A 20,038-nucleotide genomic window follows, 5' to 3' on the forward strand; every position below is an offset into this window, starting at 1 on the left:
GTCCTGTTGCATAGCAGCCAATTTCATAATTTCCTTGAAGTCGAAGGCCATCAACTTTACACTTTGATTCGCATATACGATCCGACTATTGTCATCAGAGATCATAAATGATGCTAGCATTGTCGTTCCGAACTATTTGTGGCATGTATTCACACGGTTCAATTGGGGTGAGCCTTGGGGTGCAGCAACACGTGAAGGGCAGCTTGAATGGCGGCGCACCAACCAACGGTTTTTTGCTCGTAACTTCATTCCGTCAATGCTTGGATGGTTTCTTGTTCGTTCGGCTTCCGATCAGTTCGAAGCAACGTCACCTGATGAAATAGAGTGTGTATTATCGAAAGCGGCAGGTTTTAACGCTGGTTTTGCTTTAGTTGCCGATATGCAGGTGCTTAGGCGAAACGGCAACATCGAGTCGGTATTTACATCCGTACGCAAGTGGGAAGCTGCCAGACAAGCTGGCGCCTAGTGGACAACCTCGATCTTTTAGTTGCAAGTTCGAAGGCGCTCCGAAACCTCTAGTTAGCGTCCGAGTGACGACAGGGGAAGAAGTAGTAAAATAAGCGGCGACCGTTTTCCTATACATAATAGGGGAACGGTTGTTTTTTCTGAGTACGCCGATTTCCGAAACTCTAATGATTCACTATTGCTTCCGTATCTCCGATTATCCATTCATGTCCACATAGTGCAAAATTAAGTCTTGTTAGTTCAAATACTAATATGGTTTGGGAGTTTATCATCTAAGAATATGCTTTTACTAATAGACTGATAGTTTAGAGTCTGGAGAAGTTGTTTCAACTTCAGGACAACGAAAAAAACCTTAATTATGAAATTCGGTATACAGCTATGATCTTATTCCAGGCTGGGCAATATGGCCATTCAGGCTTGTGATCTTGTTCACTTGAAGTTTGACAGATACTTTAGCCAACAAATGAAAGAATCAAGCACTCAGAGAGCTAAAAGGAGAAAACAATGAGCACAAGAAAAGACTTACAACATTACCCTTATATGAATGCAAGCTTGCCTATTGAAGAAAGAGTTGCGGACCTTATATCGAGAATGTCACTTGAAGAAAAGGTAAGACAGCTTGATATTTATTCTGGAAATGAAATTTCCGATTCAGTAGAAGGCTTAAATGCAGATTTGCTTAACTACGAAAAAATGGAAAAGGTATCTGCTGGAATTGGAATCGGATGCATCCAAAACCGAAATTCCAAAGCGGAGACTGCTAATAAAATTCAGGAGTATATCATCCAAAATTCAAGATGGGGGATTCCGGTACTCTTTAGTGAAGAGGGACTTCACGGTTTTGGGTGGAAAGGCTGTACAGTGCTCCCTCAGCAGGTCGCACTCGCATCAACATTTGAGCCAGAACTCGGATATAAACAAGCGAGAGTCATCGCTTCCGAAGCGCGCAGCTTTGGTATACATGAGGTTTGGGCACCTGTTCTCGATCTAGCTAGGGAAATCCGATGGGGACGAGTGGAAGAAGGATACGGAGAGGATCCTTATCTAGGGTCTATGTTCGCGGAGAACATGGTAAGAGGGCTTCAAACGGATGACCTTACAAGACCCGATGCCGTAGTGTCGGAACCCAAACACTTTACAGGATACGGTGCTCCTAGGGGAGGACACAATTGTGCTCCGGCCATGATGGGGCATCATGATAATGCATTTTACTGTCTGCCTGTATTTGAGGCTGCTTTTCAAGCGGGTGCAATGAACACAATGTGTTCCTATAACTCTATTGACGGCACTCCTGTAGCTAGCGACCATTCGCTGCTTACTGGTGTACTTCGCGATAAGTGGGGCATGAAGGGCTTCGTACGAGCGGATATGACGGCTGTCTCCATGCTGCATACCATGCACTTTGTTGCTGAAAACAATCGGGAAGCTATCAAAATGGGTCTTGAAGCCGGTGTTGACATGCAGCTTTACGACTTTCCGCATGATATATACCAGGACAGCATTATTGACCTTGTAAAATCAGGTGAGGTGGACGAGAAAGTAGTAGACACAGCTGCTGGACGTGTACTTACAGTTAAATTTACAGTTGGAATCTTTGAAAATCCATATACAGATATCGAACTTTCTTCGAAAGTTGTGCACAGTGAGGAGCACGTACAGACGGCTCTCGAAGTTGCAAGAAAGTCGATCTGCCTGTTGAAAAACAGCAAAAATACGCTTCCTCTCAAAAGAGACATTGGCAAGATTGCAGTGATTGGACCAAGCGCGGATATTCCCCGTTACGGAGATTACAGCAGCCCAGTTGTGCCTGAGCATGCGGTTACGCTTTTGAAAGGCATCCAAAACATCGTTTCGGAAAAGACCGAAGTTATCTACGCCAAGGGCTGCGAAATTCTGGAGTCCGACTTAATGACTATACCGGGCAAATGGCTCAAGGACAATGATGACAACGACGGACTTGTAGGTGAGTACTACAATTCTCTTTCTTTTGAGGGAAATCCTGTTTGTGTGCGAAATGACAAACAGATAAACTTCAACTGGATTTACACAAAACCTGCTGACGGTGTAAACGCAGATAACTTCACCGTTCGTTGGACAGGCAAAATTAAACCGTGCGATACAGTGGATGGTTACATTGGACTCAGCAGCATGGACAGCATGCGTTTGTGGATCGACGGCACGCTGCTTGTTGACGGTTGGGGCGACCTTGACTCCAATCAGATGGTTGCGTTCAAATTTGTCGAAGGCGAAGAGTACGATGTTAAGGTTGAGTATCTCAATGATTCACGTGGGGTAAGGGTAATCCTCGGTTACAGCCTCGGCAACGATTATATGGACGCTGCGGTTAAAGCAGCACAAGAGGCGGATGTTGTTATTGTAGCGGTGGGTGACAACGATCAGACTAGTGGAGAGAACCTGGACAGAGCGGACCTTAATCTTCCGGGCAGACAACTTGAACTCGTCAAGAGAATTTATGAAACAGGAACGCCTGTTGTTCTTGTCCTCCAAAACGGACGTCCGATGTCGATCACATGGGAGGCAGAGCATCTGCACGCGATTATAGAGGCATGGTTTGTTGGCGAGCAGGGCGGAAATGCTATTGCAGAGGTTATTTTCGGAGATGTCAATCCTGCTGGTCGTATTCCGATGTCTTTCCCAAGATCGGTTGGTCAGCTACCTGTATACTATAACCGCACACCATTCTATGGACATAAATATGTTGAAATGGATTGGCTCCCACTGTACCCATTCGGGTTTGGTCTGAGTTACACAACATTTGCGTATTCGGATCTTGACATTTCAGCAAGGGAAATTGCTCCGGATGGAACAGTGGATGTATCGTTTAACGTAACTAATACGGGAAATGTCGCAGGTGAGGAAGTTGCTCAGCTTTATATTAGGGATGAATTCAGCAGTACGGTCAGACCAGTCAAGGAGCTTGCAGGGTTTAAGCGAATTCATCTTGAAATAGGCGAAACAAAGCGCATCACACTTACACTGGGATACAGACAACTCCGTACACTTACTAGAAGCCATGATTGGGTTGTGGAACCGGGTAAATTTGAGGTAATGGTCGGACCAAACTCGGGCGACGTTCCGCTAACAGGAGAGTTTTTCGTTCGGAAATAAATATGTATGAGTTATCACTGCTGGTATGATTCGAAATTAGGGAGGTAGTTCATTTGCCGCGTGTTCTTTTTATACGCAGCAAGGGAACTGTATCCCTTTTTTTGGTTCCATTTACCTCTGTATTTCTCCCCATTTTATAGGAATAACATGATTTTCATTAAAAATTGCTTCGAAATCAGAAAAACCTTTTGACTTTTTATAATGACCCCCAATAATTTACATAACGCACCGTGACTGCTCATGAGGTTAAAGCGATTGCCGGCGATCATGAAGTAGAAGTTAGCTCAGGGAATCCGGACTAGACTTTTTCGATGAGCGTAATGATGAAAAGCGGAGTGATCATGTTATAAAGCGGAAGAAAACGGAACCTTGCGCTATTGTCACGGGATGGATGAGGTTAACAACATTCTGGATAGAATTAGGAACTAATGGACAATTATGATGTGTTGACTCTGCTTGCTCGATAATTATAGAGTGCTCAGTGCCGGCCGTGTTGGTCAGAAAATCAATTTGTAAAACAAAATTAAACATGATCTCAAACCACTTTCTAAAGTGGTTTTTTTATTGTCTTAGTAGGTTTCTATCCTAGTTTTTTTACTCTTAATCCACCGTTCGAACAAAGCTAATTTACTTTTGCATCGTATTTATCCGGTATAAACGTTTGAATTGGATTCTAAAAATTTCTGGAGTGATGATCTTTACAGGAAAAATTATGTCTACTAAACTAGCTACATTCTATTGTTAACCAAAATGAAAACATAAGGTTAACAATTAAATGTATTCAGCAAAAGGTGGTGTCATCCTGTGGCTATCTCTACAGTCGTTATCTTGATGACATAAAAAAGTACGGAAATGTTAAACAATTTGCCGCTAAAACAAACAACCCACCGGGCACTTTCCCCATTTCTAGCATTCCTTGGGTTAGCTTCACTGGCTTTAACCTGAACATCTATAATGAGGGAACCTATTTATTACCCATCTTTACAATGGGGAAATATTTTCAGCATGACGAAAAAATACTGTTGCCATTATCAGGACAATTCCACCATGCCGTTTGCGACGGTTACCATGCCGGGGTGCTGTATAATGAGCTGCATGGTTACCAAACTACACGGGTTAAATAGAGCAAGGAGCAGCTACTACGGTAGCTGCTCCTTGTTTCTATTAAGCTAAAGGGCAGCCTGCTCATACGATCTATCAGCAACTATTCTTAATTCTAATAAGAAATTACTTATATATAGAATCTTAATTTATACGCTTATTCATAAGCGGTTGCACAATGCTCATATCGGGAATTGTGTATCCAATAGGCATTAATTGAAGAATACGATTCCAGATGTTTTTTTGTTCAATATCATGGGCTGATGAGAATTTGGAATCGATCATCTGCTGTAAATTATGAGCAGTTAGCAATTCTGGTCTTCTCAGGTTAAAAAGTATTGATCTTCGACTTGCTTTTTTAAGCATTCGTTTAATTATCTTCTTTTTGCGAGTCTTCTTTTTCTGTTTTTTCGTTTTCTTATTTTTAATGCGATTAGATATCTTCTTCTTCGTAAGATGCGCCATTTACTTCTTCCTTTCTTTTTCTTCCGTTGAACAGGTTGTATAGGTTGTATAATTTGTGTAGGTTGTATAGGTTGCAAACTAATTTCGTTATCGATTTCTGGATGCTTGCTTTTCGCGAGATTATACAAATCGATGACACGTTCAGTCATCGCATGCAATGACCAATGTTCCTCTCCCCATCTCTTTGCATGATTTGCCAGCTCAATCAGTGATGTTGAATCATCTTCATCTAAGGCTGATCTTAAGCAATGAAACAGCTGATCTCTATCTCCAGCATGAAATACAAGTCCAGTCGATGAGTGGGTTACCATTTCTGGAATACCACCAGCGTCTGAAGTGATGACTGGCTTGCCTGCAATTTGTGCTTCGATAATGGCAAATGGCTGGTTATCCTGCATGCTGGGCAGGACGACAAAATCAGCTTGTCGAAGCAATTCAGGAACATCCTCGCGGTTTCCCATAAAGATAACGTGATCAGTAAGACCGAGATTATTGGCAGTTTGCGTTATTTCTTCACGAAGAAAACCATCTCCTACGAACCAACAAATCCAATCCGTACGTTCTTCTTTTAGTTTGGCTAGTGCATAGATGAGATGAATTTGACCTTTCACAACATCAAAGCGTGCAGGGCACATAAATACTTTCTTCTCAGCAGGTCTTGTAACATTTGATTCTCGATTCATGTTTTGAAGAAACTCGTCAATGTCAAAACCATAATGGCTGACTGTAATACTATGTTCTGGAACAGAAAATTCATTTACTAAAACATCTTTTAACCACTGCGAGGGCGAGATTGTTACATCACTGACGGTTGCACCCAAATTTTCACGTATGGCCGAATAGTGCCAAAGCGGGGTATTTGTGTCTTGTTCCAGTAACCCCAATTCTTTCAACTTAACAAGCCACTCTTTGGTGAGACAGCCATGAATTGTCGTTACTAAAGGAGTTTTAGGAGATTTAACACGTGACAACGCATGTGCGCTAACAATGTCCTGTGCATGGATAATGTCATAATCGGATAAGTCGAAGTACAAGGCAGCTGCTTCAATACAATACCGCTCAATTTCGGTGCTAGTTATCCATGGATCAGTTCCGGGCAAATAGTGATTCATATAGAGACTAGTCTGATCGGCAATAAGAGATGTTAGTTTGCTTTTATCAATGAATAAGCTTTTTCCTGGGACATGGAATCCCTGTCCATCCGGCGTCGGGGAGAATATATCTACGTGATGCCCTGCGAGCTGTAATCCTTTTGACAACTGATTGACATACGTATTTACGCCACCTGCATGAGGTAGAGACCAGCTGCAGGCGATTAGTATTCGCATTTGTTCCCCTCCGGTCAATTTGTCTGTCATTCCACTATCATATGAGTCTATTACAATAATGTTAACGTACATCCACCTATTTTTCTCTTGTATCATTACAGGCGATTATCAATCAACGATTGCATCTAGTCGGTATAATTCAATATCCTCAAAATCTTATAAACTTCGTGACATTCTACTATTTCTGTAAAATATAGACTTTTATCTAATGCGATTTTGATTAATTTTCGTATGATGCTAGAAGATTAGTCAAAGGAGTTGAAAGAGTGAAAGAGCATGCTACTAATTATAAAATTGGTATTATTGGGTTAGGGTACGTTGGCTTGCCATTGGCTGAGTTGTTTCTTGAGAAAGGAAATACGGTTTATGGCATTGATACTGATGAACGAAAAATCAATATGTTAAACAAGCGTCAATCCTATTTGTCTGACTATAAGAAAAACGAGATTCGAAATCTTTTCAGTAAAAATAGTTTTCATGTTGGGACTACCTTCAATGTCATCGAGAAAGTCGATGTCATAATCATTTGTGTGCCTACGCCGCTAGATGATCATGATCAACCTGATTTGAAATATGTGATTGGAGCTGCACAAAATTTGCTTCCACATTTGCGAAGAGGTCAACTCATTGTATTGGAAAGTTCTACGTACCCGGGAACTTGTGAGGAGCTGCTTAAGCCGATTTTGGAGTCCACTGGTCTCCTAGTAGGCAGAGAAATTTCGCTCGCATATTCACCAGAACGAATTGATCCCGGTTCGAAATGGGAATTGGAGCATATCCCCAAAGTTATCGGAGGCGTAACGCCATCATGCACATCGTATGCCAAGGAAGTATATGAAGCAGTGTTTAAACGCATGGTCGTCGTGTCTTCACCGCGAGTTGCCGAAATGACGAAGCTGCTCGAGAACAGTCAGCGTTATTTGAATATCTCCTTTATGAACAGTCTGTTGAAGATATGCGAGGAGCTGGATATAAGCCTATGGGAAGTGATCGAGGCAGCAGGTACAAAGCCATATGGCTTTACGAAATATTATCCAGGTCCTGGCGTTGGCGGACATTGTATACCGGTTGACCCATTATATTTGTTGTGGAAGTCGAGGGAACACCATATTGATCTGCCTTTTATTGAGCTTTGCCGTCAGGTAAATGAGGATATGCCTAGTTTAATAGTAGAACGGGTTGCAAAGACTTTGCGTCCTAAAGAGCTAAAGGAATGCAATGTACTTGTCATCGGGGTTACGTATAAGAAAGATGTAAATGATCTGCGAGAGTCCATCGCGCTGCACATTATAGAGCAACTGCTAGAATCCGGAGTTAAGGTAGATTATTTTGACCCGTATGTAAATGAACTGAAAATTGGCGAAACTGTGCTTCATGCAGTCCCGCTTACGGCACGAAATATGAGAAATATTGATTGTACGTTAATTTTAACGGATCATTCGAATATTCCTTACGAGCTATTTGTGAAACACACACCTGTTGTCATAGATACACGCAATGCTACAAGCAAAGTTGCAGACCGTAAAAACGTCATCTTACTTTAAAAGAGGGGGGATTTCAATGAAAATAGTAGTAACTGGTGGCGCAGGTTTTATCGGCTCACATTTAGTTGAGCGTTTGCTGGAGGAAGGCCACACCGTTTGGACAATAGATGATTTCTCGAATGGGCGGCCGGAATTTTTATCTCATCTCCAAAACCATAAACGTCACACACTTATCCAAGGCTCAGTAATGGATCGAGTGGTGATGAAGAAATTGATTGCCAAAGCTGATGTTGTTTACCACTTAGCGGCTGTTCTAGGCGTTAAAAATACGGTAGATGATCCCATTAAAGTTATAGAAGGCAACATTGACGGTACACGCAATGTACTTGAATTAGCATATCCGCGTCATGTCAAAGTCATTTTTGCTTCAACATCCGAAATATATGGAAAAAATGAGGAGCTGCCTTTTCACGAAATGTCCGGACGTATCTATGGTGCTCCATCTGTTCATCGTTGGTGCTATGCAACGGCGAAGTCGCTGGATGAGCATATGTGCTTTGCTTATGCCCAAAAGGGACTGCCAGTTAACGTGCTTCGGTATTTCAACGCATACGGACCTAGGCAAACAAATTCGCAATATGGCGGTGTTGTAGCACAATTCATTAAGGCAGCCTTGAAGGGAGAGCTACTTGAGGTTTATGGAGATGGGTGTCAAAAACGTTGTTTCACTTATGTAGATGATACGATCTCTGGTACTTTAGCAGCACTCAAGCCGGAAGCTAACGGACTTGCATTCAATATCGGTACGAACCGCTCTATCTCGATTAGGGAACTTGCAAACTTGATTGTTTCTCTTAGCAATTCGAAATCTTCTATCGTGTCCAAAACGTATGATGAAGCTTATGGCGCGGGTTATGAGGATATACCGGCACGAGAGCCGGACTTAACAAGATCACAAACTTTGCTTGGCTATAGACCTTCCGTGAAGTTGGAAGAAGGACTTATGAGAACAATAGACTGGTATCGAAATCATATATGATTTTTGTTCCTTTTGGCTGAAAGAGGGGTGACGGATGAAAATTGCACTTGTTTCATATTGGTGTGTTCCATATACAGGTGGAGTATCCACTTATGTATTGGCACTCAGGAAAGGACTTGAAGATAGGGGGCATGAGGTCGATATCCTCTCTCATAACGAAACTGGGCAGAATTACCACGTTGTCGATAAAGGTAAGTCGATTGATAAGCAAGCTGTATTAACTCCGATCATGCAGTATATGGGTCTTCGGTTCAATGAGAAATCATTGAATTATAATTCTTGGTTGGCAGCAATGGACGGGGAACGAATCGCTTTCCGTCAAGCATTATCCGAATTTTCCTTAAAGGAATATGACCTGATTCATGCGCAAGATGTGATCTCTGCGATTGGAGTATCTGAAGTTAAGCCGCGAACTACACCTCTTATTGTAACCCTTCACGGGAAACTAGAAGCCGAATGGAGGCTTCAAGGTTATATTTCTGATGATACCCTATCTGAACAATGGGGAAATGCGCTCGATCATTATGGAAGCATGGTTGGTGATTGGAATATTTACCCTTCCAAATGGCTTAAACAACAATATGAATCAACTGGGCTCATGAATGATATACAAATGGATGTTATTCCATATGGATTCGATACGTTATCTTTCCTCCATAAATCTACTAATGGAATAATAACGACTAAACCAGAAGGGGTGAAGCTGTTGGTCTGTCCCGCGCGTCTAGATCAGGTGAAAGGCCATGATGTTTTATTCCATGCACTTTCATTGCTGTTAAAGAACCGTTCGGATTGGATATGTTGGTTGATCGGAGACGGACCGCTGCGGGATAGTCTTGAACAAGTGATGTACCAGTATAATCTGGAGGGCCATGTCAAGTTTCTTGGACATCGGAACGATATGGCAGCTCTATTGAAGGAAGCGGATTACGTTGTAGTGCCAAGCATTCATGATAATTTTCCGTTCGTGGTCATGGAATCGCAAGCAATGGGGAAACCGATCATTGCTTCAGCAGTAGGAGGTATTCCAGAAATGATTACTCATGGAGAGAACGGTTTATTAGTGCCGGCCGGTCGAGCAGATTTGTTATGCAGCCAAATTCATAAACTATTCAATGATGACTCTCTTCGAAAACGTCTGGCCAATAAAGCCAGATCTTATGGACTCAAAAAATGGTCGTTGGATACGATGTGCGATCGAACTTTACAGCTGTACGAAAAGGCGCTTCAAGTCAAGCGAGGTGAAGTAAATTGAAAATTTTACTTGCAACGTACTGGCTGATCCCCCATGTTGGAGGGGTTTGGGTCTATATTCAAGATTTAAAAGCAAGCTTGGAACGACTAGGTCATGAGGTGGATGTGTTCGCTAGGCATCCGGATGAAAATAGCTATTATATGGCTAATACTGGTGAGCGGGTAGAGAAAGAGAGATTTAAACGGCTCGTCGAAGGCGAAATACGAGCGATCTACGCTCCATACCAGTCGCTAATTGATCCATGGATTGTAGAACAGGAAATTGAGTTCTGCTCTTATGCCCTTGCAGCATCTTATTTTGGACTTGGAAATTATGATTTGATTCATACTCAGGATGTCATTTCATCCCGAGCACTATGGCAAATTAAACCGGAAGAGATACCATTAATAAGTACAATCCATGGATGCCTCTCAACTGACTACTGGGTATCGCTCGAAGGGAAATTGCCGTCCGATACGATTTGGAAGTATGCATGTGCTCGGGAGTATTATGGCGCAACCTCAAGCGATTTGACCATTGTTCCGACGAAATGGCTGCATGATACGCTCGTTGGTTATATGGTGCCTTCTCAGCATATGGAGGTTATCCCATATGGGATGAACGTGGAGCTATATTTGCAACGGATGAATGAACGCTCTACCTTTAAGATACCGGATGCAGCGAATGTCATCATCTGTCCTGCGCGATTTGACAAAGTAAAAGGGCACAGCTGTTTACTAGATGCTCTGTATACTCTCAAACAAATAAGAAATGATTGGATATGTCTACTCGTTGGTGATGGGAATCTTCGGTCAGAGTTAGAGTCGAAAGCAAACCGCTTGGGCTTAGCTAGTCACGTCATTTTTACGGGCAGCAGAAATGACGTTCCGTCATTGATTAAGCAGTCTGATATCGTCGTGCTCGCAAGCTTAAATGACAATCATCCGTTTACTGTCATGGAAGCGCAGATTGCACATAAGCCACTCGTTGTTTCCAATGCTGGCGGTATTCCGGAAATGGTGAAACACAATCATACGGGATTGGTTGCAAAAGCTGGGGACAGTGACGAATTGTCACACTGCTTGAATGCACTGCTGGATGATCATAAGCTTCGCAATAAGCTTGCAGCTAATGGTTACAAATGGGGCGTGAAACGATGGTCACTAACGACCATGGAGCAGCTAACCACACATCTTTATGAACAGCTCTTGAATAAACAGCGTATACGAAAAGTAACACATCCTCCGAAACATGATGGAAGACATGGGGCATGGATAAGCTCTTCATTAAGAGAAATGTACAATATGTACATTCCGCAATCCTTTTCAATTGTTGATGATCATATTGTTGGTTCCGTTCTATATCAAGGAAAATAAAAAACTATCTGAAAGGAAAGATCACATGGCCAATATACAAATCACCCCATCAGGTCCACAACAAGAACCATCCATCGCTCTAAATTCACTGGATCAATCTACTGTCATCGTAACAACGAATGATCTGCGTTCAGGAAATAACATGACGACGATCTACCGGTCAATCAATGGCGGTGCATCATACACGGAGATGCTGAATTCCCCTCCAGTGGGGTTCGCGGCATCAGGTGATGGTGTGGCTGCGTACGGTTATCCTAATCTGTTTCTTGTTGCTGCGACAGCTTTGAATGTGAACCCTGTACGGGACTCGTCCATTATCGTGTACCGCTCGACGAACAATGGCGCCTCCTTCTCAACCCCAATCATTGTAAACCAAGGGTTTGGCACCGCTGTATATAACGACAAGCCGTCTATACGCATAGATACGTCGAATGGCAGTCCGTATCTTGGTCAAGCATATGTTGCGTTTACACGTTATTTCAACAATTTCCAAAGCTCTGAAACATTGATTTCGCGATCACTAGACCAAGGGTTAACCTGGTCTACTCCCTTTCTGTTAACAAATCAAGTTCAAGATGTTTCGAATTTTGGATCGAGTATCGCAATTGGCCCCGCAGGCGAAATTTATGTCGGATGGATGCAATATGGTCCAGGAACGCCGCAATTTCTTATGCGCAGATCAGATGATGGGGGAGTGACTTATGGTCCTATTATTACCATATCGACAGTCTCGTTAGTTCCAACCCCTCTTCCTGTACCAACCTTTGGTTTTCGCGTCTTGACGATTGCTTATTTAGCCGTAGATATCTCGCCATTTAACGGAGAAGGCATCGTCTATGCTGCTTGGCAAGACAACCGTACAGGTTCTGCACATATATTTCTCTCGCGGTCGACTGACAAAGGCGTTTCATGGTCAACGCCAATTCAAGTAGATGATAGCCCGGCAGGATCGCAAAATATTTTGCCCAATTTAACGGTATCGCGTGATAATGGCGGGGTGAAGGTGATGTACTATACGAACCGTGTAAGCAACTCGTTAATCGATGTGTTTTTAGCTGAATCAAACAATGCCGGTTCGTCGTTTGCGCCTAATCTTCGTGTGACAAGCGTCTCCTTCGATCCGAATGCGGACCCGTCATTAGGCACTCCAACACCATCGATTGGTGATTATAACGACCTAATTGTAAAAGCAACTGGCGCAGCACTCATTGTCTGGATGGACACACGGACGGGATCACAGAACATTTTCGAGGATATCTAAACAAAGAGCGAATTGATTTCCAGCCTAACGGAAATCAATTCGCCATACTGCTTAGTATAGAAACGGTAAAGGTATCGGACTATTGTGTTATAGAAGAACGGTACCGTCCAAATGAACTGGACCAGTAATCGTAGCAACGTTTTGACCGATATGTTCAACAGTTAATGCGTATTGCTGGAATGTGCCAACGATAGCAGGAATAGCCGTCTCGGTGTGTTGGAAAGAAGTCGTGAAATCGAGCGGTACCCATGGACCTTCACTTGCGGTTCCTAAAAATACGGAATCAGTCGTTTGGAAGACAACCGTCGCGGGGGCACTCGTTCCGCCGCGACGAATGCGGAAGAGAAGCTTCGGTACGATATTCAGGACCAGTAATTGCGCCTCCCAGCCGATGGTTGCTTTTAACTCAATCCGGTTGTTTACATTAGTAACTTGAAGAAAGATAGATGTCAGCAGCACTTCCGAACCGGGAGAAATAGAAAGGGGGAGAGACCCTGTTCCAACGGGAACTTCTTGAAACTGGTAGTCATTAATGATTACAGCCATAGCTTTCACCTCCTTTCCTATTGAAAAAAGCATGAATTGGGATATTTAAAAGCCAATCGTTGTACCCATTAACGTAACCGGACCAACTACCGTAATCGTTCCGAGTCCATTGCTTTGCACAGTCAAAAAGTATTGTTGAAACGAACCGACAAGGCTTTGATCAGGCGATTCTACGTGATTTAAAGTTGTTGTTATGATGTTCGAGATTAACCCGCCTGTTCCTAAAAATTCCGAATCTGTTGTTTGATAGACCTCAGGGAATGCCACCGTAGAACCCCCGCGTCGGATGCGGAATGTGAGCTTGGGTACAATCGGAAGCAAAAGTAATTCAGCTTGCCAACCGACCGTAGCTTGCAATACTAATTTATTGCTTGTGCTCGTGACATTAAGAAATACGGATGTTAATAACGTTTCGGTACCGGCAGCCAGCAATAATGGTAATGACTGTGTGTTTTGCTTCACCTCTTGTGACGCAAAATCAACTAAAAATGCCATACTCTCAACTCCTTTTTAATCGTAAATTACCCGATAATTGATCCTAATAATGTAACGGGTCCAATAATTGTCGCCCCACCCGTGCCGCTCAGTTGCGCGGTTAAAAAATACTGTTGATAGGTTCCTGCAATTGCTGGGGTATCAGGAGAGTCGGAACGCTGAAGGGATGTAGTCAAGTCAGAAGTCAGTACCGGTATCAAGTTGCCAGCTCCGAGAAAAACGGAATCTGTAGTCTGAAAGATGAGCGTGCTAGCGGGTGTGAATCCACCGCGGCGGATACGGAAGATGACCTCAGGAACAAGGGGCAGCAGTGATAGTTGAGCCTCCCAGCCGACGGTAGCAGACAGTTCCACTTCCACATTTGCATTAGCGATATTAAGAAAGATAGAGGTCAGCAAAACTTCTGTGCCAGCTGGCAAATTAAGAGGAAGCGACATTTGTCCGATAGAAACTTCTTGTGATGCAAAATCAATCAATTGAGCCATTTACGCAGCTCCTTTCCTGTTCAATTGAATATTACATTATAGTAGATTCATAGATTCACATTGCGGACACGGATAGATGTACCCGTTTAAAGGTTTGATTTTTTTGGTTATTGGAGGAAAGAGAATGGATGACGAAATTACGAAGATGGAACGAATGTACGCGACGTCCTTCCACGATGTCATGATGGATCATCATTATCGATATCATTTTGCATTGAACTACATTCGTCGTGGAGATTATATATTGGATGCGGCTTGCGGCTCAGGGTATGGCACTCATTACTTGGCTACAAACTCTGCTTGCACACTGACTGTCGGTGTGGATCGATCGGATCATGCATTAAATTGGGCGATTGATCATTTCTACTGCGACAAAACCGTTTATGTGAAAAGCGATTTATCTGGATTGTTTCAAGAAGAACTTCCTATCCAAAAGTTCGATGTTATTACCTGCTTCGAAACCGTCGAGCATATGAAGGATGATCGGTCATTCGTCCAGAAGCTTTATGATTCTCTTAAATTAAACGGCATTCTTCTTATCTCAGCACCAAATGAAAAGGTTATTCCGCATTTGAACAATCCGTACTTCCTAGGTGGTGTGAATCCTCATCACTATCGCCATTATCAACCTAATGAATTGTCCAGCTTGTTGACGGATTGTGGCTTTCGTATCCAACAGGTATGTACACAAGATAATGAGACGTATGAGCTTATTATAGGCCGTGATGATGGTTTTACAACGGTTCTTGTTGCCATGAAATGAATAAAAAATAGGCGATCGCTCTCAGGCTGAATGCCTAGAAACGATCGCCGCTTTAGCCTATTATTTACGGTAATACTCATAAGTTTGTGTTAATCCTTCGATTAAGCTAACTTTCGGCCGCCAACCCAATATTTGTTCAGCTTTCAAATTATCGAGACAGCTGTCCATAATATCACCTGGCCGCTCTGGGCCATGTGCAACATCTATGGCTGAGCCGTGAATCATATTTAACCTATGCACTAAGTTATTAATCGAAGTAGGCAAGGCTGTACTTATGTTGATCGTTTCTTGATTCCCTTGACGGCTCGCAGCTATATTTGCTCTTACAACATCTTGCACAAAAATAAAATCGCGATTTTGATTGCCGCTGCCATGCACAAAAAGCGGAAGCCCCTTATGCAGGTTGCTCATAAATATGGCAATAACGCCACCTTCACCTTTTGCAGTTTGACGAGGACCATATACGTTGCTATAACGTAATATCGTGTAGTTAATGCCGTTCAATTCATGAAACAATCGAATATAGCACTCGCTTGCATGTTTGGATAAACCATAATAGGAAATCGGAGAAGGTAATGCATCCTCCGATGCACGTTCTTTTTTTGAGACACCATATACGGCCGAGGTAGAGGAGAATATGATTTTTTCGACGCCAGCTTGCTTGCAAGCATGAATAAGCCGCACGGTACCAACGATATTTACGTTAGCGTCGAATGCAGGGTCGGCTATCGAACGTTGAACATCAACCTGAGCAGCCATATGAAACACAACATCAGGCTTGACTGTTTGAATGATTTGAGAAGATGAATCACTGTTTATATCTTCAATATGCAATGTTGCTGCAGGATTTACATATTTTATTGATCCAGTTGTAAGATTGTCGATAATGTGTACCTCAGCGCCACTATCGATAAGCATATCTGTAAGATGGGAACCAATAAAACCTGCACCTCCTGTAACCAAAGCTTTCATAACACAACTCCCCACTATGACGTTTTGATTCATCATATGCATAAAAAAGGGATTGGAATATGTATTCATACCCTAGGTTATAGCCAATTTGACAGCTAATATTTCATCTAATTTTGGTCAAGAGGTTATATATGCCCATAGCAAGTTAACTGAACTAGTTCCGCGTATATTTTCTTGTCTAGATCAACAGAAAAAGGAGCGACATGAAGTATGCCTCTCCTAGTGGAAGATAAATCGGCTGATACGAAGAACTTTTTTTCGGGTAACACTTTTACGAGCTAACGGAAGAAGCTGATTAAGCTAAAGGTTTGAAATAATATTTTGTATATTGCTGATCATTCCTGTCCATACCGTAATCTGTCTGTCAGGATATGAGAATGCAACATCAATGTAGTCTTCTAGAGACCTGGAAGGCTCTTCATAACTCGGGTCTGCGTTCGGATCAAATGAAGTGTCTGAGAGACGAGTATTAGGAGCTGATTAAGTGTATCCAGGACAAAGTCCGTATCTTGCGTATCGGATAGACTGCTGGCTACGATCTCTCCGTTATATAAATCGAGGATGCTCGATAGGTACATCATTTTTCCACCGAATGGTAAATACGTAATATCCGTGACGAGTTTATGCATCGGTGCTTCAGCTTGAAATTGCCGCTTTAACAGGTACTCAGCTACATAAGCAGGCTGCCCTGTATGCTTTCGTTTCTTGACTCTGACTCGACATTGAAGCTGCTCACATTGCATGATTCGTTGTACGCGCTTGTGATTAATCTTGTACTTTTTTCGAAGCAGTGCAGTAATCTTTCGGTATCCCTAACGGAATTTATGCTCAGTGCAGAGTTCTCGAAACTCTTCAACCATGCTGTCCAATGGCCGAGTTTTTGAATGCCGAAGATCCAGCTTTTCTACTCCTCGGCCGGATTGACGAATGGTGTGAGGGTACAAGCGCCTTCGACAAATCGCTGTATTCATTTGCAATACAAAATATTGCGGAAGAGTATATGTCTACTTCTATCCCTCAAGTATCCTTTGAATTCGAAGAGAAGACGAAGATTGCTTGGTTGATTCAACCGAAACAGGAAGGATTCTTCTCCAGCAGAGTGACGGTGACGAGAGAGCGGGCTTTGGCGTTTGTTAAAGGCGCAGCAGAGATGATCCAGAACGCGTGCAAGAAGCTGCTCAATATAAAACTATCATTTCCCGTGGGTACGACATACCGGGAATGGAAAGAGCTATCCGATCAGTTTGAGCATTTGCGCTTGTTGATGAATCGCGGGCTGGGACTTGGACAAGAATTACTGCTGCTTGAACAGGAATCACACGAACTGGCCGCGGATTTAGACGTAAGAGAGCTGCGCAAACAAATGAAGAAAATGACGTTGATGCAAACGCTTCTGGAAAACGGTCAATAGGTACGAAGACAAAGGAGTTGCTGGGGGAAAATAGGTTGAAAATCAACGAAATATCCAAAGCAGTCGGTTTCTTGTCCGAGCAATCATTTTACCGTTTTTTTCGTAAAGCAATGAATGCAACCCCGCAGGAATACCGGAATCAGATTGGAAGGTCAACAGATGATAGTCGAATGTAAACAACGGCGAATAGAAGGGGGACGACAAGCTCTATTATATTCAAGGTGCAAGATCGAGAAGAGACAATTGCGAAGGGGGAAAATAAATAGCTAAGTGAATATCAACTAGTTGTCCGAAATGTGCAAAAATAAGACTTTATCTTTCAAAGACTTGAAACGATTACTTTTTGTAAAATGAAACAATAAAACTTGTGAATGCAGGATCTGTCTGTCCGTCATACCAGCCCCATTTGTCTTAAGGAATCTCTATGGGTTAATTAACAATTAGGAGGAAAGATCGGTGAAAATAAGAAGAAAAGCACTTATAACAACAGTAACGATGTCGCTTTTAGCGTTCCCCTATAATGTATTAGCAGGAGACTCCATGCCGCCTACAGGCGATGCAGCATATGGCAAGGATTAACCGATGACCCATGGATATCGAGCTGTCGATATCGAGCAATGGTCTCCAGCGACTGATCCGAATGCTGAGTGATTAAGAGCTTTTGTGCCCTTGCAACAGAGGAATTAGGCGTTTTCTGCGACCCAAGCGAATCCTAAGCTGAGCCCAGAGACTGAGTTTTTTAACCTAATTGGGGATTATGACTTCTATTTCCTTGGCGCAACGCCTTATAATAACGAGTTTTCGAACTATTTATTTAACTTCTGGCAATATACAGACTATTATGGCGGTTGGCATGGAACAGCAACAGAGGATGTACCTTCCAGCTTATATGATTCTACCGAATCTTGGGAAAGACGAGCATTTGAGTTCGGCATCGTAGATCTCCCTAACCCAGCTTATACGAATGCGGCGCACAAAAATGGCGTGAAATCGGTAGGTTGTATCTTTATCTCGCGCGGAGGGCAACCGTATGATCTTTTGCTTAAGCAAAGGGAAGACGGAAGTTTCCCGGTAGCAGAGAAGCTGATGAGATGAAGGAATACTTCGGCTTCGATGGGTATTTCATTAACCAAGATACGTCTATTAATCCCGAATTCATTAACAACTCCATCTTTATGAACTATAGCTGGAACTCTCCGGATGGATGGAATAATGGTGATAGCACGAATCAAGTCTATATTAAGAAAAGCGTCGAAGAAGCGAAGAGAAGAGGCATTGATCCTTTAAAAACAGTTTTCTCAGGGATCGAGGCAGGTATGGGGAACTTCGGAGGAACTCACAACTCCACTCGCAATATGGATGTCATTCTTGATCCAGGGACAGGGAACCCGCTTACTGCGATTGCGTCACTAGGAGGAAACTTTGTTCAACATGCCCTGGATGAGAACTTGGGTGATCCGAGCAAGAACCTTCGAGGTGATGACGATCAACAGTGGATGATCGCTGAACGTGAGCGCATGTGGTATTAAGTTCGTATGCGAATCGTGAAATCGCTGCCCTGGGTCAAGCATTTGATCCGAAGGGGAAATCCATCAACGGCTATCAAGTCAACATCGGGGAGCTTAAACTCACAGATGGGAGAAACTACACGCCTAGCACGCCTACGGGTTTTGCAGTCAAAGATCGATATCATACCAATGAAATCGATGTCGTGTGGAATCGTACTGATTATAGTAAGGTGAAGCAATACAATCTCTATGCAAAGCTGAATAATGGAAAAGAGGAATTTTTAGGCGGAGTTTATGGCGACAACTTCTATGTGAAAAACTTAGATAAACATGTCGTGGCTCTTAAATTGACTGCTGTTGGAGCCGATCAAAGCGAGAGCAAACCAGCCATTATTGAACTTGAAAGTAAAGATTATCTTTCGAAAGTGTCAGTCAATGAAACAGCCGAAGGATTCGATATCAGCTGGGGCAAGGAGAACCGCGGCAGCAAAGTTCGTTTCGACTTGAGCTTTACGGATGGCAGAAAAGATACTTATACCAAGACCTTGGATATAAAACTGGCTTCAGGGAAATTCGAAGTACCAGTGAAAGATGATGATCGTTACCTGTTAAGAATATCCACATTGGATAAGAGAGAGAATGTTATAGATACCGTCAGTTATGCAGGCAAAATGAAAGATATTTATTCCGAATCATTTGATGGAAGCTACTATATTAATGGCAATAAGCTTGGGATCGATGTACCTTCCTCGAAAGACTGGTGGCATACGTTCATTACCGTTAATGGAGTAGCGGTTAAACCTACAAAAAAGTATGATGGTGCAACAACCGATTATTTCATTCGGGGATATCATGATTTGAATGGATTATCTATTCCGGTAGAGGGATCTGTAATCGGTATTACGCTGGAAGGCTATAAAGGGAACATGTCCGAAGTCAAGAATATTACGGTAAAACAAGTTACCGAATAGATTGG

20 protein-coding genes and 1 pseudogene are annotated in these 20,038 nt (G+C 42.7%); 15 read left to right on the forward strand and 6 right to left on the reverse strand.

Annotation, left to right across the window (positions count from 1 at the left end; genetic code table 11):
* Nucleotides 1-88: 88 nt before the first annotated feature.
* The 3 genes from ACIFSR_RS16155 (at nucleotide 89) to ACIFSR_RS16165 (ending at nucleotide 4,718) form a co-directional block, all read left to right on the forward strand.
* Complete coding sequence (locus ACIFSR_RS16155) at nucleotides 89-466, forward strand: hypothetical protein (protein ID WP_430058314.1); 378 nt, start codon at nucleotides 89-91, stop codon at nucleotides 464-466.
* 503 nt (nucleotides 467-969) lie between these two features.
* A complete protein-coding gene (locus ACIFSR_RS16160) occupies nucleotides 970-3,594 on the forward strand; it encodes a glycoside hydrolase family 3 C-terminal domain-containing protein (protein ID WP_430058316.1) in 2,625 nt (874 codons plus the stop codon).
* Nucleotides 3,595-4,352: 758 nt separating this feature from the next.
* Nucleotides 4,353-4,718 carry a CatA-like O-acetyltransferase gene (locus ACIFSR_RS16165; protein ID WP_430059304.1) on the forward strand — a complete coding sequence of 122 codons (366 nt, stop codon included), beginning with the start codon at nucleotides 4,353-4,355 and terminating at the stop codon, nucleotides 4,716-4,718.
* Between the two features lie 351 nt (nucleotides 4,719-5,069).
* Here the strand turns inward: ACIFSR_RS16165 and ACIFSR_RS16170 are convergent, their stop codons facing one another.
* Nucleotides 5,070-6,488, reverse strand: a complete 1,419-nt coding sequence (locus tag ACIFSR_RS16170) for a glycosyltransferase family 4 protein (protein WP_430058318.1) — start codon at nucleotides 6,486-6,488, stop codon at nucleotides 5,070-5,072.
* Between the two features lie 266 nt (nucleotides 6,489-6,754).
* On the opposite strand from ACIFSR_RS16170, the gene ACIFSR_RS16175 reads away from it, so the two are divergent.
* From ACIFSR_RS16175 to ACIFSR_RS16195, 5 genes are read left to right on the forward strand one after another with little or no spacing between them, the layout of a single operon-like run.
* Nucleotides 6,755-8,032, forward strand: a complete 1,278-nt coding sequence (locus tag ACIFSR_RS16175; RefSeq protein WP_339203104.1) for a nucleotide sugar dehydrogenase — start codon at nucleotides 6,755-6,757, stop codon at nucleotides 8,030-8,032.
* A 16-nt stretch (nucleotides 8,033-8,048) separates the two neighbouring features.
* Complete coding sequence (locus ACIFSR_RS16180; protein ID WP_430058321.1) at nucleotides 8,049-9,011, forward strand: NAD-dependent epimerase/dehydratase family protein; 963 nt, start codon at nucleotides 8,049-8,051, stop codon at nucleotides 9,009-9,011.
* Nucleotides 9,012-9,045: 34 nt separating this feature from the next.
* Nucleotides 9,046-10,266 carry a glycosyltransferase family 4 protein gene (locus ACIFSR_RS16185; protein ID WP_430058324.1) on the forward strand — a complete coding sequence of 407 codons (1,221 nt, stop codon included), beginning with the start codon at nucleotides 9,046-9,048 and terminating at the stop codon, nucleotides 10,264-10,266.
* Nucleotides 10,263-11,621 (forward strand): glycosyltransferase family 4 protein, encoded by a 1,359-nt coding sequence (locus tag ACIFSR_RS16190; RefSeq protein WP_430058327.1) that lies wholly within the window; start codon nucleotides 10,263-10,265, stop codon nucleotides 11,619-11,621. Before ACIFSR_RS16185 ends, ACIFSR_RS16190 begins: the two co-directional genes overlap by 4 nt.
* 25 nt (nucleotides 11,622-11,646) lie before the next feature.
* Entirely contained in the window at nucleotides 11,647-12,882 is a 1,236-nt protein-coding gene (locus ACIFSR_RS16195; RefSeq protein ID WP_430058329.1) for a sialidase family protein, read from the forward strand.
* An 87-nt stretch (nucleotides 12,883-12,969) separates the two neighbouring features.
* On the opposite strand, the gene ACIFSR_RS16200 is transcribed toward ACIFSR_RS16195, so the two are convergent.
* From ACIFSR_RS16200 to ACIFSR_RS16210, 3 genes are read right to left on the reverse strand one after another with little or no spacing between them, the layout of a single operon-like run.
* Nucleotides 12,970-13,428 (reverse strand): hypothetical protein, encoded by a 459-nt coding sequence (locus ACIFSR_RS16200; protein WP_430058331.1) that lies wholly within the window; start codon nucleotides 13,426-13,428, stop codon nucleotides 12,970-12,972.
* A 45-nt stretch (nucleotides 13,429-13,473) separates the two neighbouring features.
* A complete protein-coding gene (locus ACIFSR_RS16205; protein ID WP_076265539.1) occupies nucleotides 13,474-13,923 on the reverse strand; it encodes a hypothetical protein in 450 nt (149 codons plus the stop codon).
* Between the two features lie 26 nt (nucleotides 13,924-13,949).
* Complete coding sequence (locus ACIFSR_RS16210; protein ID WP_339203094.1) at nucleotides 13,950-14,408, reverse strand: hypothetical protein; 459 nt, start codon at nucleotides 14,406-14,408, stop codon at nucleotides 13,950-13,952.
* Between the two features lie 124 nt (nucleotides 14,409-14,532).
* Between ACIFSR_RS16210 and ACIFSR_RS16215 the strand changes: the two genes are divergently transcribed.
* Entirely contained in the window at nucleotides 14,533-15,171 is a 639-nt protein-coding gene (locus tag ACIFSR_RS16215; RefSeq protein WP_430058334.1) for a class I SAM-dependent methyltransferase, read from the forward strand.
* Between the two features lie 60 nt (nucleotides 15,172-15,231).
* On the opposite strand, the gene ACIFSR_RS16220 is transcribed toward ACIFSR_RS16215, so the two are convergent.
* Both ACIFSR_RS16220 and ACIFSR_RS16225 read right to left on the reverse strand, forming a co-directional pair.
* The gene (locus tag ACIFSR_RS16220; protein ID WP_430058336.1) at nucleotides 15,232-16,143 is read right to left on the reverse strand and encodes an NAD-dependent epimerase/dehydratase family protein; all 912 of its coding nucleotides are present in this window, start codon (nucleotides 16,141-16,143) and stop codon (nucleotides 15,232-15,234) included.
* 473 nt (nucleotides 16,144-16,616) lie between these two features.
* Nucleotides 16,617-16,985: pseudogene (locus tag ACIFSR_RS16225) on the reverse strand (IS3 family transposase); the annotation flags it as partial.
* A 26-nt stretch (nucleotides 16,986-17,011) separates the two neighbouring features.
* Here ACIFSR_RS16225 and ACIFSR_RS16230 point away from each other — a divergent pair.
* From ACIFSR_RS16230 to ACIFSR_RS16255, 6 genes are all read left to right on the forward strand, one after another.
* The gene (locus tag ACIFSR_RS16230; RefSeq protein WP_430058338.1) at nucleotides 17,012-17,554 is read left to right on the forward strand and encodes a hypothetical protein; all 543 of its coding nucleotides are present in this window, start codon (nucleotides 17,012-17,014) and stop codon (nucleotides 17,552-17,554) included.
* A 17-nt stretch (nucleotides 17,555-17,571) separates the two neighbouring features.
* Complete coding sequence (locus tag ACIFSR_RS16235; RefSeq protein WP_430058340.1) at nucleotides 17,572-17,730, forward strand: helix-turn-helix domain-containing protein; 159 nt, start codon at nucleotides 17,572-17,574, stop codon at nucleotides 17,728-17,730.
* A gap of 280 nt (nucleotides 17,731-18,010) precedes the next feature.
* A complete protein-coding gene (locus tag ACIFSR_RS16240) occupies nucleotides 18,011-18,133 on the forward strand; it encodes a hypothetical protein (RefSeq protein WP_430058343.1) in 123 nt (40 codons plus the stop codon).
* Nucleotides 18,134-18,301: 168 nt separating this feature from the next.
* On the forward strand, nucleotides 18,302-18,649 hold the full coding sequence (locus ACIFSR_RS16245; protein WP_430059305.1) for an endo-beta-N-acetylglucosaminidase: 348 nt from the start codon (nucleotides 18,302-18,304) through the stop codon (nucleotides 18,647-18,649).
* A complete protein-coding gene (locus ACIFSR_RS16250; protein WP_430058345.1) occupies nucleotides 18,646-19,083 on the forward strand; it encodes a hypothetical protein in 438 nt (145 codons plus the stop codon). The genes ACIFSR_RS16245 and ACIFSR_RS16250 overlap by 4 nt, the downstream gene beginning before the upstream one ends.
* Nucleotides 19,074-20,033 carry a GH85 family endohexosaminidase C-terminal domain-containing protein gene (locus ACIFSR_RS16255; RefSeq protein ID WP_430058348.1) on the forward strand — a complete coding sequence of 320 codons (960 nt, stop codon included), beginning with the start codon at nucleotides 19,074-19,076 and terminating at the stop codon, nucleotides 20,031-20,033. The genes ACIFSR_RS16250 and ACIFSR_RS16255 overlap by 10 nt, the downstream gene beginning before the upstream one ends.
* Nucleotides 20,034-20,038: the final 5 nt, after the last annotated feature.

This window comes from Paenibacillus sp. NRS-1760 (genome assembly GCF_050467785.1).
GTDB lineage: Bacteria > Bacillota > Bacilli > Paenibacillales > Paenibacillaceae > Pristimantibacillus.

Excerpts from the sequence above, each read along its gene's own strand:
- ACIFSR_RS16160 (WP_430058316.1), top strand. The coding sequence starts at position 970 with ATGAGCACAAGAAAAGACTTACAACATTACCCTTATATGAATGCAAGC.
- ACIFSR_RS16170 (WP_430058318.1), bottom strand. The coding sequence starts at position 6,488 with ATGCGAATACTAATCGCCTGCAGCTGGTCTCTACCTCATGCAGGTGGC.
- ACIFSR_RS16180 (WP_430058321.1), top strand. The coding sequence starts at position 8,049 with ATGAAAATAGTAGTAACTGGTGGCGCAGGTTTTATCGGCTCACATTTA.
- ACIFSR_RS16185 (WP_430058324.1), top strand. The coding sequence starts at position 9,046 with ATGAAAATTGCACTTGTTTCATATTGGTGTGTTCCATATACAGGTGGA.
- ACIFSR_RS16195 (WP_430058329.1), top strand. The coding sequence starts at position 11,647 with ATGGCCAATATACAAATCACCCCATCAGGTCCACAACAAGAACCATCC.
- ACIFSR_RS16200 (WP_430058331.1), bottom strand. The coding sequence starts at position 13,428 with ATGGCTGTAATCATTAATGACTACCAGTTTCAAGAAGTTCCCGTTGGA.
- ACIFSR_RS16205 (WP_076265539.1), bottom strand. The coding sequence starts at position 13,923 with ATGGCATTTTTAGTTGATTTTGCGTCACAAGAGGTGAAGCAAAACACA.
- ACIFSR_RS16210 (WP_339203094.1), bottom strand. The coding sequence starts at position 14,408 with ATGGCTCAATTGATTGATTTTGCATCACAAGAAGTTTCTATCGGACAA.
- ACIFSR_RS16215 (WP_430058334.1), top strand. The coding sequence starts at position 14,533 with ATGGATGACGAAATTACGAAGATGGAACGAATGTACGCGACGTCCTTC.
- ACIFSR_RS16220 (WP_430058336.1), bottom strand. The coding sequence starts at position 16,143 with ATGAAAGCTTTGGTTACAGGAGGTGCAGGTTTTATTGGTTCCCATCTT.
- ACIFSR_RS16230 (WP_430058338.1), top strand. The coding sequence starts at position 17,012 with ATGGCCGAGTTTTTGAATGCCGAAGATCCAGCTTTTCTACTCCTCGGC.
- ACIFSR_RS16250 (WP_430058345.1), top strand. The coding sequence starts at position 18,646 with ATGAAGGAATACTTCGGCTTCGATGGGTATTTCATTAACCAAGATACG.